Genomic DNA, 15,905 nt, shown 5'->3' with positions numbered 1-15,905 from the left:
AGGCCCCAGTCCTCCCGAGCCTTCAGCAGGTCCTGCCAGCGCCGGTCCCACTGGAAGGGTGCAGGCTGATACGGTATCACGCCGAAGTCCCAGGTGAGGCCGGCGGTGTTGGACATGGTGTAGAGCCTGAGCCCTCGCTCGTGGGCGGCGGCCGCCTCGCCGGCGAAGTACTTGCCTGGCCCCTCGAAGGAGAGGGTGTAGTCCACACACACGTTAGTGACGTTCTCCCGCTGCCGCTGCTCGAACATCTCGAAAGTGGCCTCGAGAGTGATGTCGGTGGGCAGAGACCGGATCAGGGCCAAGCGCGGCTCTTCCGGTGCCCAGCCCCAGTTGTAGGTCCAGAAGACGATGTCGGCCTGGGGGCTATAGCGGCGGATCACTCGCTTGAGCAGGTTCAGCCACTGGGGGTAGTCCTCGCAGGGCCACCAGCCCGGGCTGGGCTTGCTGGGCGGCAGGCCGTCGGGGGAGGCATCCAGGCGCAGGCGGCCGGTGGTGTGTGGGTCTTTGCTGGGGAACTCCACCGATTCCCCTACCAGAGTCACCCCTTTGAAGCCGGGGCAGGCGCGAAAGAGGGCCCCGTAGGTGCTATCGTAGTAGGCCTCGGCGTCAGGATCGTCGGGGTGCTTGGGGCTCTTGATGTAGCTGTAGGCGTAGACGTCAATGCCGTAGCGCGCCGCCCGATCTATCAGGTTGTTGAAGTCCTGGTAACCCTTAGGAGTGCGGTCCACCACGTCCGTGTGGGGCTCGTGGGTGCCGACGAAGAGCAGGGCGGCATCGAACCCATGATGGGCCATGGCGTTGAGGTAGTCGTCGGGGAAGGCGTCCAGCCCCCAGCCGGAGTGGGTCATCCGGGGCGAGAAGAGGGGCTCGCGCGTGATGTCCTGCGGGCTGACGAAGGGCGCTTCCCGCAGGTTCATGAGGTCCTCCAGGTGATAGGAGCCCTGGCCGGCCCCCCGGTCTTCATGACCACACACCACCACCCTGTCAGGGCTCACCACCAGGCGGAAGCTTCGCGGCACCGTCAGGTCTGCTCCCATCTGCGGCAGGTCGTCCTTGGTGGCCAGGAGGATGAGGCGGTCGCCGCTCTGGGCCACCTCCGCCGGGGAAGCCGTCCTTCGCAGGACGAGCGACACGCCCATGCTGGTGAAGAAGTAGTCCTGTAGGTCCTTGGCTGCCGTCAGAAGCATTTCTGAGGCCGCTTCAGGCACCACGATGGCCCAACCGTCGTCCACTACGGTCTCGTCTGGGCCGGGCCGGGCGGCGGCATCGCCACGATCGGGCTTATGTACCACGGAGATTCGCCGTCGGAACTCGAAGTGTCTCTCTGTCACTGTTGTCATCCTCTCACGCTTGGTTTTGTGCCCAGTCTAGCCTCAGGATAGCCCGTCGCTCTCGCCCTTCTGCACCGCCAGGGCATCGGCCACCATCTCCCGGATCCCCCACCGGGGCCGGTAGCCGATCAGCGTCTTGGCCTTGGTGATGGACAGGTCGAACACCCAGCGCACCGGCACCTGCCACTCGAGGACGGGTATCCCCAGGGCTTCGGCGAGCACCTGGGCTGCCTCGGTGTAGTAGATGGGCTCCGGGGCGGCGGCGTTGAAGGCCTCCCCCACCGCGGCTGGGCTCTCCAGGGCGCAGACGCAGGCATGGGCCACGTCCCGGGCGTCAACTGGTCGGTACAGCCACGGCCGCCCCCGGTCGTCGGTGATGGCGCAGGGCTGGTCTTTGGACCGAGCGGCCGCCTCCAGGTCGTGCCACAGCTCGGTGCCGTCGGCCATGTAGAGCTCGCTCTCCCGGTGAGCCTGGCCGGTGCGCAGGATGTTGCACACGAACCCCACGTTCCAGCGGCCCAGTATGGACGTGCCGGAGGCGATACCGGAAGGGCGGATGATGGCGGCCCGAAGCTTCGTCTCCCGGCTGACCGCGTTCACGATCTCCTCGCCGATGTTCTTGCTCAGGGGGTACACTCCCCGAGGACGGCGGGGGTGCTCCTCGTCAATGGGAGCGTAGCAGGCGGCGTACTGGTGGGTGTCGCTGGGGTAGACGCTGGAGGAGCTGATGTGAACCAGCCGCTCCAGCCGGTCGGCCCTGCGCCCCGCGGCACAGGCCACGTGGAAGGTGGTGCGCACGTTGTTGTCGAAGAAAGCGCTCTCGGTCATGCCCGGCAAGGGCGACACCAGGTTGGCGGTGTGGACAGCAGCGTCCACCCCTTCCATGGCCCTCTCAGCCACTTCCGGGTCCAGCAGGTCGCCCTCCACCACCTCCAGCTCTAGCCCTGCCAGACGGTCGGCAGCGGGGTCATTGGGGAGTATGAGCCCCCTCACCTCGTAATTGCGTTCGAGCAGCTGCCTCACGAGACGGCACCCCACCTGTCCCGCGGCGCCGGTCACCAGTATCTTGGCCACATTGCACCTCCACAGCAGGCACGATTCACACGTTGGGCGGGTCGCCCCTGGGCGGGGGCCGGATTCCACTACTGCCCGAATGCCTCCAGGATGGCACCGAGACGCTCAGCGAACCGGCGATAGTTGTCCCAAGACACGTCCGGGGGCACGCCGTGATCCACGGCCGGGATGTAGCGCCCCCGCTCCAGCAGCGGCGGCAGCTTGGTCAACTCGGCCTCGATAGCCTCCGGACCAGCGGCCAGCGCCCGCTTGTCAACGCCTCCGATCATCTGCAGCTCCGGGTACTGCCGGGCGATGCCGGCCAGGTCCAGCCCCGAGGCGACCTCGAAGGGAAGCACCCCGGTGACGCCTCCCTCCAGCCACAGCGGGATCAGCTGGGTCACGTCTCCGTCAGAATCTACGAAGATGTTCCTCACCCCCGCCCGTCGCAGGGCCTCGGTCATCCTCCGGTAGCGGGGTAGCAGGAAGCGGCGGAAAGTGGCGGGCGAGATCAAGGGCCCGCCCCGGTAGCACATGTCCTCCCAGATGAACACGAAGTCCACTCGGACCTGGCGCAACACCCGGGGGTAGAAGGCGCTCCACAGGTCGCAAAGGGTGTCCAGCACGTCTTCCACCAGTCCGGGATCGTCGTAGAAGGCCGTCAGGGCCGTCTCCAGCCCCATCAGCTCGCGCAGCCCCCCGAAGAACCCGCAAGGGAGCATACCCAGGAACAGGATGGAATCGCGTTCCTCCCACTCCCGGCGCCAGCTGTCCCAGTCGTCCACCCCCACGAAGGGGTGCTGTCGGCTGGGGAAGCGCTCGGGGTGGCGCGGGTCGGATAGCAGCGGCCGGAGTTGCTCCCAATCCGCCCGGCTTTGTACCGGGTGGTGCAGGAACTGGGGCATGCTCTCGTCGTCGGCCCTGACCCTCTTCACTACTCCGTGCTGATCCCGGATGACGCGGCTGGCACCCTCCTCGGCCAGGACCGTCTCCGGCAGCAGGGGGCAGAGGAAGGCGTTGACCGGCACCGGATGCTGGGAGCCGTCCTCGAACCCGGCGGCCCGGGCCCAGTCGTCGCCGACCAGGCCCTCGCGATGCCACCGATCCAGGGTCTGCTTCCAGGGTCCGAAGAAGGCGGCCTGAGGTGGCCTCACCCCGGCTTCGCCGTTCATGACCCTGTGGAAGCGCTCCTTCAGTCGCACTGCTACCTCCGTGCTGCCGGGCACGTCCTACGGAAACAGCACCACTTTGCCCACTGCCTCCCGGGAGCCGATCCGGCGGATGGCTTCGCCGATGTGGTGGAAGCGCAGCCGATCGGAGTAGAACCGGCTGGGGTCTATCCGGCCGGCCTCGATCAGCCGCAGGACTTCGTCGTGGGCGCCGGGCTCGTCGGTGCGGATCTTGGCGATGCGGGGATCGTCGGGCTTGGGGCCGGTAGGCGGTATCTTGGGCGAGCCGTAGGCGGCCACCTTGCCGTCCGGCTTCACCCAGCTCAACGCCTGGGCCAGCGCCTTCTGGTCACCGATGCAGTCCACCAGGACGTCCACTCCCTGCCCGCTGGTGAGGTCTGCCACCGCCTGGGACACGTCGGCCTCCCGGCCGTTGATGGTGCGGGTGGCGCCCACCTGGCGGCCCACCGCCAGCCTCTCGTCGTGGTGCCCCGCCAGGATGACCTCGGCCGCGTCTCTCACGGCGGCCGCCTGGACGAAGCCCAGCCCCACCGGCCCGTCCCCCACCACCAGCACCGTCTTGCCGGCCACGTCCAGGGCCTTCACCCAGCTGAGGGCCTCCCGCAGGTTGATGATCATGGCGGCATCGGCTGGGTCCATCTCCGCCGGCACCTTCTGGTGCAGGAAGTGGGTGATCACCAGCCCGCTGGTGTCCAGGTCGTCCTCCTGCATGGCCCGGGTGTCGGTGGCCAGGCCGATGGTGGTGAAGCTCCCCAGGGCGGAGCTGTACTCCCCCATCGTGGTCCCGGGGTAGACGGCGGTGACCCGCAGGAGCACGTCTCCCACCCGGTAGCTGCGCACCTTCGGCCCCACCTCGATCACCCGGCCCACGGTCTCGTGGCCCAGAATCAGAGGCAGAGGGGTGTTCCAGCCCATGTTCCCGTGCACCACCCGGTAGTCGGTGCTGTTGCAGGTGGCCCAGCAGAGCACCTCGGCCACCGCCTGATACTTGTTGGGGACGGGCTCCGGCACTTCCTCAAGGGCCACGGAGCCCAACTGCCGTACCACTGCTGCTTTCATAGTGTGCGGCGGCCGAGGCCGCCTTCCTCCTTATGGCTAGAGAATCTCACCGCCGAGGCCGCAGAGACCACAGCGAAGAAGGCAAAGATGTCGGCTCCATCGCTTGTTCCCTATCTCTAGTCCCGGTGCCAGCGCAGGACGATGCCCACCGTCTCCTGGGGCGAGCGCAGCATCAGGTCGTAGGCCTGAGGCGCGTCCTCGCCCTCGAAGTAGTGGGTGATCAGCGGTTTCACCTTCAGCAAGCCCTGCTCTATGTACGAGAACATGGTGGGTATGCCCTCGTAGCTGGTGGGGTTGTAGAAGGTGATCTGCTTGACGTGGGGAAGGTACAGGTCCAGGGGAGTCAGGCCGGAGTAGTAGCCCTGGAAGCAGTACCGGCCGTCCCGCCGGATCCACTCGAAGGAGGCGTTGACGGCGTCGGCGTTGGCGGAGGTGTCGATGATGACGTCCGCCCCCTCGGGCTTGATGGCCTTCACCCTGGCCTCCACGTCGTCGGTGCGAGGGTCGAGGACGATCTCCGCCCCGCACTCCCGCGCCAGGGCCCTTCGCTTCTCCAGCACCTCGCTGGCGATGACGGTGGCTCCTTTGGTCTGGGCCAACTGCACCGCGAACTGCCCCACCAGCCCCAGCCCGATTACCACCACTAGGTCCCCCGGGTTGATGCCGGTGAGCTGGATGCCGTGCCAGGGCACCCCGGGCATGACTCCCAGCGCCGCTTCTTCGGGCAGGACCTTGGGTGGCACCTTGATCACCTGGGCGGCATCCTGGACGGAGTAGCTCAGGTGCCCGGCCCACATGGGGCGGATGTCGCTCGCCAGGCGGCTGTGCCCGCAGTACACCAGGTCGCCTTCGGCGATGCCCTGGACCTCGGCTCCTACCTTCTCGGCGATGCCGCAGTGCTGGTAGCCCGTCACCAGGGGGTAGGTCACCCCCTTGTAGCCGTTCTTGAGGATCCAGCCCTCGGTGCCGATGCTCACTCCCGAGTAGAGCACTCTGATCAGCACGTCCTTGGGCCCCGGATCGGGCACCTCTACGTCCCACACCTCGACCTTCTCGGGAGCGGTGAACACCACCCCTCGTGCTTTCATCGCTGACCTCCCATTGGGGCAGGGGATAGGTTGTAGGTTACAGGGAACAGGGCAAAGCACTATCCCTGTGCCCTACGACCTAGCCCCTGTCACCTATGACCTACAGAGTGATGACCTCACGACGATAGGTGGGGAACTCCTCCACCCCGTCTTCCGTTACCCGGATGCCGTCCTCGAAGCGGGCGCCGTAGTCGTCGGTATGGAGGAACGAGTCCACCTGGAAGGTCATGTTGGGGACGAGTTTGTAGGTGGAACTGGTCTCCATCCAGGGATGCTCGCACTCCATCAGGCCGATGCCGTGGCAGGGGCCGTAGAGGAGGGCGTGCCCCATGCCCCTCTCCCGCACGTAGTCCGCCACCTGCTGGGAGATCCATCCGGCCGAGACGCCCGGCTTGATGAGCTCGATGGTCTTCTTCTGGGCGTCCAGAGCCACTTCGAGCAGTTGGCGCACCTCGGCGGGCACCGGCCCAAAGCTGACTGCCCGGCCGATGCTGGAGGTGTAACCCGCCACCTTGGCCCCGATGTTGAGCTGGATCACCTGGCCCTTCTCCAGGACGCTGTGCGTGGGCCTGCCGATGGCGTGGGAGCTGTGCTGGCCGGAGAGCACGTAAAGCGGGTGACCCTCGTACTCGCCGCCGTTGGCGTAGATCTCGCGCTGGGCGATGCCCACCACCTGCAGCTCCGTCATGCCCGGCTTCATCTCCTCCAGTACCGCCTTGATGGCCAGGGCAGCCACCCGGAAGGCCTCCCGAATGGCGGCGATCTCCGGCTCGCTCTTGGCCATTCTTAGAGAGATGAGCAGGTCGTCAGCCTTGACGATCTCCCCGTCCTTCATGGCTTCCTGCAGGCCCAGATACACCGGCACGATGGCGATGGCGCTGGCGGCCATGCCCAGCCGCTTGACGCCCTTGCCCCCTGACACCTCGTCCAGAACCTCGGCGAACGTGGGTAGGGTAACGCCCGGATACTCCGGCTCGGAGGACTCGCGGTAGGCCAGCAACTGGCGGATCTTGGGCAGCCGGCTGCGGGACTTAGCGTAGGTCAAGCTCTCCGGACCTATCAGCAGCATGGGCTCGCCCTCGACCGGCACCAGCACTCCGGCGCTCTCGAAAGCGGGCCAGTAATCGGCCAGGTAGCGGATGTTGTGCGACTCGCAGTCGTTGCCGAAGACGATGAGTGCGTCCAGGTTGCGGCGAGCTAACTCAGCCTGCACCGCCGCAATGCGCCGGTCGAACTCCGCCTGCGGTATCTCGAATGCCATTTCGGACCTCCTTATATGATGACCGATCTAGGTGCGCGTGAAGCCACTAAGCTGTCCGATGAGGGGTCAGGCTGGTGCGGATCCAACCTCGGACCCCGGATAGGTGTCGGTGTCGCCCATAGCCCTCCTCTATACGAACCGAAAGCGCCGCACGGCGACGGCGAACATGACCGCTCCCATCAGCAGCAGCACGCCGACCCTACTGCACCAGGTTCTCTGCAGCCCTGGGGGGCCCAGGCGCTGGCGAACTGGGGCCGGCTCAGGGCTCCAGGACCACCACCTCGTACAGCTCCAGCTTGGGGACGTCCACCCGCAGCCAGTCCCCATCGGCGCTCAGGGAGTACTCGAGGCCGTCGCGGGCACGGAAGGCTCGGCGGAAGCCGCCCTCCCGACGGACGTAGAGCTTCAGATCGTGGACCGGGATCACCTCGTGCGGCTCCACCTCGCAGTCGGCATCCTCGACGATCTGCTTGGTGGTCAGGTTGACCAGGTGGACGGTCCAACGGTCGCCCTGCTTCCAGAGCGACAGATCCACGGTGGTGGGGGCCTGCAGCTTCAGCGGGAGCCTGTCCCCCACCAGGGCCTGAACGGCGTTGGTCAGGAGCTGGAGGTGGTCCGGGTAGCCGGCTCGCATGTAGGAGAAGCCCACATCGGGAGCCAGGTAGATGACCTTCCCCCGGCGCACTACAGCGGGCCAGTCGCTCTCGCCCGCCGGGGCGGAGACGTAGGTGAAGGGCGCTAGGTCGGTGGGCGACTGCTCCAGCACCTTACCGAGCACTTCAGCGTCTTCCTGGGCTACCGCCCCCTCGATGCGGTGCTGGATGATGGGAGAGGAGCTCAGACCCCGGTTCAGCTCCCCATCCACCTTGATGTAGCCTCGATCCAGGTCCAACCGGTGCGAGACTCCCAGCAGGTCGGCCAGGCCGAAGTCCTTCCGGATGAGGCCGTGCTCATCGTAGAGCGACGTCCGGTAGGTGGCGATGAGGGCGCCCCCGCCGTCCACGTACTGTCTCAAGGCCTGGTTCACCTCGTCCGAGGTGCAGGCGGAGTTGGACAGCACCAGCAGGTCGTACTGGGAGATGCTGCCGTCCAGGATCTGCTCGTCCAGGACGATGTCGAAAGGCACGTGAGCTTCCATGAGGGCCTTGTAGGCCCCGTCGAAGCCCCGCCGGTAGTTGCTGGGGTCGTCCTTGCCGAAGAAGTCCAGGGAGGAGCGGGAGTAGTGCAGACCCACGCTCTTCACCGTCTCTCGGCCCAAGAGGTAAGGCTCCACCTCTCGCGCCATGTCGAAGGCCGCCTTGATCCCCTCGATGGTGTGGGGATCGTTGCGGCTGTCGGGGAAAGGCTCGGTGTAGATGTCCGGCCATGCCCCTTGAGCGATGATCTCCGCCACCTGGCGCTTGACCTGATTGACCGACCAGGGGGTGTAGAACCAGCCCTTAGGCTTATCCCAGTAGAAGTGGATGTCGGCCAGGATGGTGACCACCTGCTGCCCTCTGGCATAGGGCCGCAGAATCTTGGAGACCTGCCCGGCGGACCAGTTGCCCTTTCCCCTGCGGGTGCCGATCTCCTTCTGAAGCATGTCGTCCACCTGGGGAGTCAGAGTGCCGGTGCCGGCGGCCCAGTTCTGATCCGGCCCGCAGTGGGTGACCCAGATCAGGCCTTCCCGCTGAGCCTTGGCCGCGTCTCGGATGAACTTCATGGTGGCGATGGCCGACTCCTGGCGAAACTGGATGAACTTGCGCCAGGACTCGCTGCCCCAGTCCTCCTTGATGGGGAAGGGCCAGTCGTACTTCTCGGCAAACCGGGCGCGGCAGTAGTCGCACCAGCAGCCGTAGCGGTTGAAGGCGTACATGTCGAAGAAGAAGCCGTTGGTGGGATAGAGACGGGCGACCTCGGCCACGATGCTGGCCATGTACTCGCGGATGGGGCTGTTGGGGCAGGGCACCCCCCAGCCCTCGGCATAGATCTGGGAGCCATCGGCGGCCCGCTGCCACCACTCTGGGTGGGCCTCGCGGCGCTCGATGTTCATGAAGTTGACGTAAGTGATGACGGTGATGCCTCGCCGCTGCAGGGCTTCCAGGAGGGTGCCGGTGTAGTCCCTGCCTCCCAGGTAGGGGTGCATGGGGGCGATCTTGCTGGGGTAGTAGGCGTAGCCGTGCTGGTTCAGGGCGAAGATGGCGGCGAAGTTGGCGCCGGTGCTGGCAATCTCGTCGGCGACGCGATCGGGATCGTAGGCGGCGAAGGCGTCGGGGGCATTGCCCGACAGGTAATAGTCGTAGTGCCAGATGTAAGCTGGTGCTTCTTTGCCGATGCCGTACATGAGTACCCCCTTGACTGGTGGTGGAACCGGTGCCGATCGGCCCCGGCTATGTCGGTCAGTGGTTGTGTTCTCGGGCCTCGCCGTCCTGCCTCTATGCCAGGCGGATCGCCCGGCCTGACTGAGAGCTGTCCCAGATGGCTTGCCCCACGCGCATGGCGGCAGCGCCCGCCTCCAGGTCTGGGCCGGGCCGCCGCCCCTCGAGGATGCACCGGGCGAACTCCCTCAACTCGCCCGTGTAGCCCATCAGGTTGCGCATGTCGGGCACGCGGATGGCGGTGGGCTTGTAGGCCAGGCTCAGGTTGTCCAACTGCATCTCCGCCGGCATCTCGGTCCAGCCTTTCTCCCGGTGGACGTTGACGTAGAGCATGTCCTCGACCACCACGTAGTTGTGTACCCCGGTGATGCAGAACCACTCGTCGAAGCCTTCCCAGGACTCGAAGGAGTTCAGGTTTAGAGACGCGAGGGCGCCGCTCTCGAAGGTGACGGTAACGGCGAAACCGTGGTTGGCGGGGGAGCGCTCGAAGTACCGGGCGTAGACCTCGCCCACCGGCCCGGCGAAGTACTGGATCAGGTCGAAGATGTGCACCGCCTGCCCGGTGAGGTAGCTCAACCCTCCGCTCTCGATGCCCCAGAGCGGGTTGTAGTCTCCGTTGGCGAACTTGCCGTCCAGCATGGAGATGGGACCGAAGGAGGGGTCCTCGGCGGTCTGTTTGGCCAGGCCGTAGGCGACGGAGAACCGCTTCATGAAGCCCACCATGCCCCAGGTGCCCGCCTCGGCGGCCCTGGCGGCGAACTCCTCCGCCCTCTCGGCATTGATGGCCGGAGGCTTCTCCACGAAGATGGGGATGCCCCGCTCCCGCAGCACCTTCTCCCCGATGGGCTGCATCATCTGCGGGATCCCCACCACGATGACCCCGTCCAGGTCGGGCTCGCCCTCCAGCAGGGCGTCGGCGCTGTCGTAGAACCGGCGGGCCCCGAACCTGCGGGCGTTGCGTTCCGCCAGCGCCACCTGGAGGTCGGCCACCGCCACCAGGTCTATCTCGTCAATGAGGGGCAGGTTGGGGTACAGGGTCCGAGTGGCGTGTCTGCCGCAGCCGATGAAGCCGATCCGTGCTTGTTTGCCTTCGCTGGCCATGTGGTTATGTCCTTGTCCTCATTGCGGCCCTGGTGCGGCCGCGTCTCAATCCAGGTGGTAGAGCTCGCGGGCGTTGCCGGACGCGATCCTGGCCACGTCTTCCTCCGAGGCGCCCGCCGCCTCCAGGAACCCGACCATCGCTGCCACTCCGGGCGGGAACCGGTTGTCCTCCTCCCTTACCCCAAAGGTGGTGCCATAGCTCTGGAACGGGGGCCCGATCCTGGTGGTCCAGTCCGTTCCCGCCAGAAGCCGGGTAGTCGGGACTTCGGCCAGGGTGCGAGCCAGGGCGGTGGAGTCGAAGTCCCGGATCTCCACCCAGAAGTTGGTGGGGTACTGCTCGAAGGTTCCCGCCAGCACGTCCAGGTACATGTTGGCCCAGGGGATGAACCTGGGGTCGGGGTCGCAGCCGATGGCGTGAGCCAGGACATAGTTAGCCTCGGGCACTCGCTCGGCCACCGCCAGCAGGTCGGCGATGTGGCCGATGCCGTCGCCGGAGGCATCGCCTCCCCGCAGCCAGTAGGTGCCCAGGTGCACCTGGACCGGCACCTGATAGCCTGCCGCCGCCCGCACCACCTCGTCCACTTCCGGGCTGTCGAAGCGATAGCCCATCAGGTAAGGGAGCATCTCCCCCAGCTGGACGAAGCCCCACTCCCGGAAGCAGACCTCCATGCAGCGGAGGGACTCCTCCAGGAAGGCAGGATTGACGGTGCAGCTGCCGTACAGCCGGCCCGGCGCCTGCTGCACCACCTCGTGCACCATGCGGTTGGCGGCCCACATCCATTGGGGATCGGTGGCCATCCGGGTGAGATAGGGGAAGTCGCAGCTCACCAGGAAGCGCAGATCCGCCCCGGAGCGCTCCAGGACGGCCACCAGGTCCTGCGCCAGATGGGGGCGCCGGCTGCCATCGGGGGCAATGTCGCTCACGTGAATGTGGGTGTCTATCCAGGTTAGGTTACCGGGCATCAGCCATTCCCCTCTGCAGCTGCTATGGTGCTCGCAGCACGGCCGGCTTGAGGCTCCACGCTCCCAGCCTGGCCAGCTCCAGGAGCCCGGGGGCGGAGAACCCAGGCCGCATCATGGCCGAACTCCAGGAGGACCGGGCGGCGGCCTCGTCCACGTACCACTCGAAGCGCAGCGGCACCGGTTCCAGGAGCACCTCCTCGGGTGGACCCTGGCCGGCCAGGAGACGGGCCATCGCCCGCGCCAGGGCGGCCAGGAAGGCGCCCGGGCCTACCGTGACGGGCCCAACTTGCACCTCAGGAGGCACCTCCTGTTTGCGATCCGTCCACCCGACGGCCTCTCGGTTGGCCCGGCAGAAGTCGTCCCAGGGCACGGAGCCCTGGCCTTCGGCTTCCGGCGGGCGAGTGGGGTTGTAGACGGGCAGGCATAGTACCTGTTGTGGCAGGGCTCCCGACTCGCAGTAGGCCAGCAAGGCGCGGGCGAGGAGCCGGAAGGCTTCGGCAGCCGAGAGGGTGAGCTCGCCCAGGCGGACGAAGCTGACCTCGCTCGCGAGGGCCTCGGCCACCTGCCGCAGCTCCTCGGGCGCGAAGTAGTGGCCCCGAGCCAGGTCGGGATACAGGCGGGGCAGCTCGCTGGCACAGGTGGGCCGGACGTTCGGGTGCGAGAGGACCCAGGACAGGAACTCCTCGAAGTGAGCGTAACCGGCCTCCGTCAGCTCCCGCGGCTTGAGGTAGGTGGAGAACCACTCCTCCATCACCAGGGTGCAGGGATGGTTGTAGATGCTGATCAGGCCGCCGGAGGGAGAGAGCTGCCGGAGGCTCTCGGTGAAGGCTGCTTTGTGCTTCTCTAGCTCCCCCGGTGCGCCCAGCTCGAAGTTGAGCCCCAGCAGGTGATTGCGCTCATCTGCGCTGCCGCGCTTGCCGTACATGTGCGAGGTGCAGAGCACCCCGCCGTAGTAGAAGGGCTGGCAGTCCACCCCCACGTAGCCGAAGCCACTGACGTAGGTGGGGATGCCCCAGCGGCGCAGTACCGGGAAGGCCTGTGGAGCCCAGTTCGAGCCTGGTTGGCCGTAGGTGACCGGGTTGACCCCGAAGATGCGGCGCACGTCGAGCAAGCCGGGCCGCTCCCGCCGCTCGAACTCCGCCGCGCCGTCCTCCCAGTTCAGGGGAGCCAGGTACTCCGCCACCTGAGGGCGCAGCCCGTGCCAGTTGGAGTGGAAGCCGATGTCGTGCTTCTGCAGGGCGTCTATGACGTCGTAGCGCACGCGCTGCTCCAGCACCCGGGCCTTCTGCCCCACCAGCTTCATGGTGCCGCGCACCCGGTGGCGCTCGAGGATCCAGGCGAGGCGCTTGGCGGCATCGTCGCTCTGAGGCACCATGCAGTCTTCCACATCGAACCAGAACAGGACGTAGACGTTAGGCACTACCCGCTGCTCCTCATGGAAGGTGAGAAATGACACGTGAGCGGCGCGTTCACCGCGTGCAGCCTACCCATTGTCACGTGTCACTCCTCACGGATCACGTATCATCGTCTCCGCCAGCCAGCGGCAGAACTCCTCGGGAAGCCAGCGGGCTGGGTCGGATTCCAGAATGCCCACCCAGGCATGCACCAGGTCACCTACGTGGGTGCAGCGTAAGGTGGCGGAGCCGATGCGTCCGTACCGAGCCAGCCCCCTCTCGGCCAGTTGTTCTTCCAGCACCTCCCGATCTTCCACCCGCACCCAGGGCCAGACCCCTGGCTTCATCCAGCCCACCACCTCTGCTGAGAGGCACGCCCGAGAGTCCTCGGGACACCGTGCTAGGGCCCGCTCGACCACCAGCGTCTCCACCAGGTGCACCGCCGTGGCCACCCGCATGGTCACCCCGATGAAGCAGTAGGCAGCGTTCCAGTCAGCCAGCTTCTGCCAGGGGCTCTCCCGGGCGAAGGCGCGATCCCCAAACGGACCAGGACGGAGCCCGCTTGTGCCGTGATTGGCAGTCAGCTCCTCGGCCTTGGCCCCGATGGCGGCCACCGAGTGGGTGGCATGGTCGCTGCGGCGGGCGTCGGGCCGCCGCCAGAACCGATCCGGAATGGCCCCCACGTAGGCGGGCGAGGACTTCGGGTCCCAGCGCTGGAATACTAGGCGCTCTTCGCCTGGCTCCCAGTTGCATAGGGTCGGGACTGCCACCGTGCCCTCGGGCCCCACCGCCTCCAGGAAGCCCCGGATGACGGCATCGGGGCCGCCTACCACGGTGCCCATGCTGCTCAGGGAGCTATGGAACATGGCCGTATCGCCGGCTTCCACGCCCACCTGTTGTAGGGCGCGGCAGACGTCCTGCCACGTCACCCGTACGCTCGGATCGCCCTTCTCCGGCCTCATCTCCAGCCTTCCCCTAGCTTTCGAAGACGACGATGTCGTAGATGTCCAGCCTGGGCACCGTGACCGACTGCCAGCCACCATCTACCTCGGCGGGCAACTCCTCGCCGGTGGAAGCCAGGCTGGCCCGGAGCGGCCTCGCCGTCCTGAGCCTCACCTCGATGTCGGGAACGGGAATGGCTTCATAGCCGCCTATCTCGCAGCCGGCGTCCTCCACGATCTGGTTGGTGGTCAGGTTCACCAGATGGACCAGCGCCCGATCGCCCTGCCGCCGCAGGGACACGTCCACCGTGCCGGGAGCCTTCACCTTGAGAGGCAGCCTGTCACCGATGAGCTGAGCGACGCAGTTGGCCAGGAGGCGCGGGTGGTCCGGGTAGCCGGCGCGGATGAAGCTGAACCCCAGGTCTCCGGCGCAGTAGATGGCCTGTCCTCTGCGCGTGATCGCCGGCCAGTCGGTGCTCAGGACCGGCGCGGCTACATAGGTGAAGGGCGCTAGGTCGGTGGGCGACAGCGCCACCACCGTGGCCATGGCCTCGGTCCCCTCCAGAGCCTCGACTCGGGCCAGCCGGTGCTGGATAACGGGCGACCCGGTCAGACCCTCGGACAGGGCCGGCCCCGCTTCCAGGTACGAGGGTTCGTAGTCGCGCCGGTACCGGATGCCCAGGAGGTCGCTCAGGGCCAAGTCGGGCCGGCGCCGCCCCACCTCGTCGAACAGGGAGGTCTTGTAGGTGGCCAGCAGGCTGCCCCCGGCGCCCACGTAGTCGGAGATGGCGTCGGCCAGAGCATCGGACGTGCAGGCCGAGTTCGGAAGGACGAGCAGGTCGTAGTCCCGGATGCGGCCGTCGAGGATCTGCTGGTCCATCACCACGTCGAAGGGGATGTGGGACTCCATCAGGGCCTTGTAGGTACCGTCGAAGCTGTGCAGGTAGTCCTGGGGCTGCCCCCGTCCATAGAAGTCCAGCGAGGGCCGGGAGTAGTGCAGGGCCACGCTCTTCACCGACTCCGAGCCCACCAGGTAGGGCTCGAACCGGCGGGCCATGTCGAAGGCGGCCTTGATGCCCCGGACGGTGTAGGGGTTATTGCGGCCGTCGGGGTAGGGCTCGGTGTAGATGTCCGGCCAGGCCCCGTGGGCCACGATCTCGGCCACCCCACGCTTCAGTTGGGTCTCCGACCAGGGGATGTAGAACCAGCCGCGGGGCCGCTCCCCACTCATGTCACGGTGGGTATCGGCCAGGATGACGACCACCTGTTGGCCGGCGGTGTAGGGCTGCATCAGCTTGGCCCGGTAGCCTCCGGCCCAGCGTCCCCGGCCGTAATAGGTGCCCACCTCGCTCTGAAGCATGTCGTCCAGCGTAGGGCCCAGGGTCCCCGTCCCCCGCCACCAGTTGCTGTGCGGGCCGCAGTGCGTGACCCAGATGAGGTCCGGGCGGACGCTCTTGGCGGCGTCGCGGATGTGGGCCATGGTCTCCGTGGCAGAGCGGTAGCGGAACTCGATGTACTTGATCCAGCTCTCGCTGCCCCAGTCCTCGGCCAGGGGGAAGGGGAGGCCGTACTGCCGCTCGAACTTATCCCGGCAGTGGTCGCACCAGCAGCCGGTGCGGTTGAAGGAGTACATGTCGAAGAAGAAGCCCTGGGTAGGGTAGAGCTGGGCTACTTCCTGGACGATGGAGGCCATGTACTCCCGGATGGGGCTGTTCGGGCAGGGGACTCCCCATCCCCCCTCGTAGACCTGGCCACCGTCACTGGTCCGCTGCCACCACTCGGGGTGATCCTGGCGGCGCTCGATGTTCATGAAGTTGACGTAAGTGATAACGGTGACGTCCCTGGCCTGGAGAGCACGGATCATGGAGCCGGTGTAGTCGAGGCCCCCCAGGCTGGGGTGTACCGGGGCGATGCGGCTGGGGTAGTAGGCGTAGCCGTGCTGGTTCAGGGCGAAGACCACGATGAAGTTGGCCCCGGTGGAGGTCAGCTCATCGGCCAGGTGCTCGGGGTCGAAGCGAGAGAAGGCGTCTGGTGCCTTCCCGGAGAGGTAGTAGTCGTAGTGCCAGATGTATAGAGGCTCTTCCCTGCCTATGCCGCCCATGACGTGCCTCCAGCGAGCTCACCTGGTGTCCGCGGAGCCCGGGCTCTCCACTCACTCTTCTCGACC

The 15,905-nt window shown here is 66.7% G+C and carries 12 protein-coding genes; all 12 read right to left on the bottom strand.

Annotated features, from left to right (window positions below):
• Positions 1-1,331 (bottom strand): hypothetical protein (locus HPY83_11345; GenBank protein ID NPV08539.1); only part of this gene is annotated, 1,331 nt, incomplete at its 3' end.
• A gap of 42 nt (positions 1,332-1,373) precedes the next feature.
• A complete protein-coding gene (locus HPY83_11340) occupies positions 1,374-2,405 on the bottom strand; it encodes an NAD(P)-dependent oxidoreductase (GenBank protein NPV08538.1) in 1,032 nt (343 codons plus the stop codon).
• Between the two features lie 68 nt (positions 2,406-2,473).
• Entirely contained in the window at positions 2,474-3,586 is a 1,113-nt protein-coding gene (locus tag HPY83_11335) for a hypothetical protein (protein ID NPV08537.1), read from the bottom strand.
• 27 nt (positions 3,587-3,613) lie between these two features.
• Positions 3,614-4,621 carry a zinc-binding dehydrogenase gene (locus HPY83_11330; GenBank protein NPV08536.1) on the bottom strand — a complete coding sequence of 336 codons (1,008 nt, stop codon included), beginning with the start codon at positions 4,619-4,621 and terminating at the stop codon, positions 3,614-3,616.
• A 128-nt stretch (positions 4,622-4,749) separates the two neighbouring features.
• The gene (locus HPY83_11325) at positions 4,750-5,721 is read right to left on the bottom strand and encodes a zinc-binding dehydrogenase (protein NPV08535.1); all 972 of its coding nucleotides are present in this window, start codon (positions 5,719-5,721) and stop codon (positions 4,750-4,752) included.
• A gap of 100 nt (positions 5,722-5,821) precedes the next feature.
• Positions 5,822-6,982: an aminopeptidase P family protein gene (locus HPY83_11320; protein ID NPV08534.1), complete on the bottom strand. Its 1,161-nt coding sequence runs from the start codon at positions 6,980-6,982 to the stop codon at positions 5,822-5,824.
• A gap of 259 nt (positions 6,983-7,241) precedes the next feature.
• Complete coding sequence (locus HPY83_11315) at positions 7,242-9,305, bottom strand: hypothetical protein (GenBank protein ID NPV08533.1); 2,064 nt, start codon at positions 9,303-9,305, stop codon at positions 7,242-7,244.
• Between the two features lie 91 nt (positions 9,306-9,396).
• Positions 9,397-10,440 (bottom strand): Gfo/Idh/MocA family oxidoreductase, encoded by a 1,044-nt coding sequence (locus HPY83_11310; GenBank protein ID NPV08532.1) that lies wholly within the window; start codon positions 10,438-10,440, stop codon positions 9,397-9,399.
• Between the two features lie 45 nt (positions 10,441-10,485).
• Entirely contained in the window at positions 10,486-11,403 is a 918-nt protein-coding gene (locus HPY83_11305; GenBank protein NPV08531.1) for an amidohydrolase family protein, read from the bottom strand.
• A gap of 22 nt (positions 11,404-11,425) precedes the next feature.
• Entirely contained in the window at positions 11,426-12,823 is a 1,398-nt protein-coding gene (locus tag HPY83_11300; protein ID NPV08530.1) for a hypothetical protein, read from the bottom strand.
• Positions 12,824-12,910: 87 nt separating this feature from the next.
• The gene (locus HPY83_11295; GenBank protein NPV08529.1) at positions 12,911-13,759 is read right to left on the bottom strand and encodes an AAC(3) family N-acetyltransferase; all 849 of its coding nucleotides are present in this window, start codon (positions 13,757-13,759) and stop codon (positions 12,911-12,913) included.
• A 13-nt stretch (positions 13,760-13,772) separates the two neighbouring features.
• On the bottom strand, positions 13,773-15,839 hold the full coding sequence (locus tag HPY83_11290; GenBank protein ID NPV08528.1) for a hypothetical protein: 2,067 nt from the start codon (positions 15,837-15,839) through the stop codon (positions 13,773-13,775).
• Between the last annotated feature and the right edge of the window lie 66 nt (positions 15,840-15,905).

It is taken from the genome of Anaerolineae bacterium (assembly GCA_013178015.1).
GTDB lineage: Bacteria > Chloroflexota > Anaerolineae > DRVO01 > DRVO01 > Ch71.
The sequence above is the reverse complement of the archived record's forward strand: the minus strand, read 5'-3'. Positions and strand labels throughout refer to the sequence as shown.

What these genes read in the sequence shown, in the direction of transcription:
- HPY83_11325 (NPV08535.1), bottom strand. Translation starts at nt 5,721, where the DNA reads ATGAAAGCACGAGGGGTGGTGTTCACCGCTCCCGAGAAGGTCGAGGTG.
- HPY83_11320 (NPV08534.1), bottom strand. Translation starts at nt 6,982, where the DNA reads ATGGCATTCGAGATACCGCAGGCGGAGTTCGACCGGCGCATTGCGGCG.
- HPY83_11315 (NPV08533.1), bottom strand. Translation starts at nt 9,305, where the DNA reads ATGTACGGCATCGGCAAAGAAGCACCAGCTTACATCTGGCACTACGAC.
- HPY83_11310 (NPV08532.1), bottom strand. Translation starts at nt 10,440, where the DNA reads ATGGCCAGCGAAGGCAAACAAGCACGGATCGGCTTCATCGGCTGCGGC.
- HPY83_11305 (NPV08531.1), bottom strand. Translation starts at nt 11,403, where the DNA reads ATGCCCGGTAACCTAACCTGGATAGACACCCACATTCACGTGAGCGAC.
- HPY83_11295 (NPV08529.1), bottom strand. Translation starts at nt 13,759, where the DNA reads ATGAGGCCGGAGAAGGGCGATCCGAGCGTACGGGTGACGTGGCAGGAC.
- HPY83_11290 (NPV08528.1), bottom strand. Translation starts at nt 15,839, where the DNA reads ATGGGCGGCATAGGCAGGGAAGAGCCTCTATACATCTGGCACTACGAC.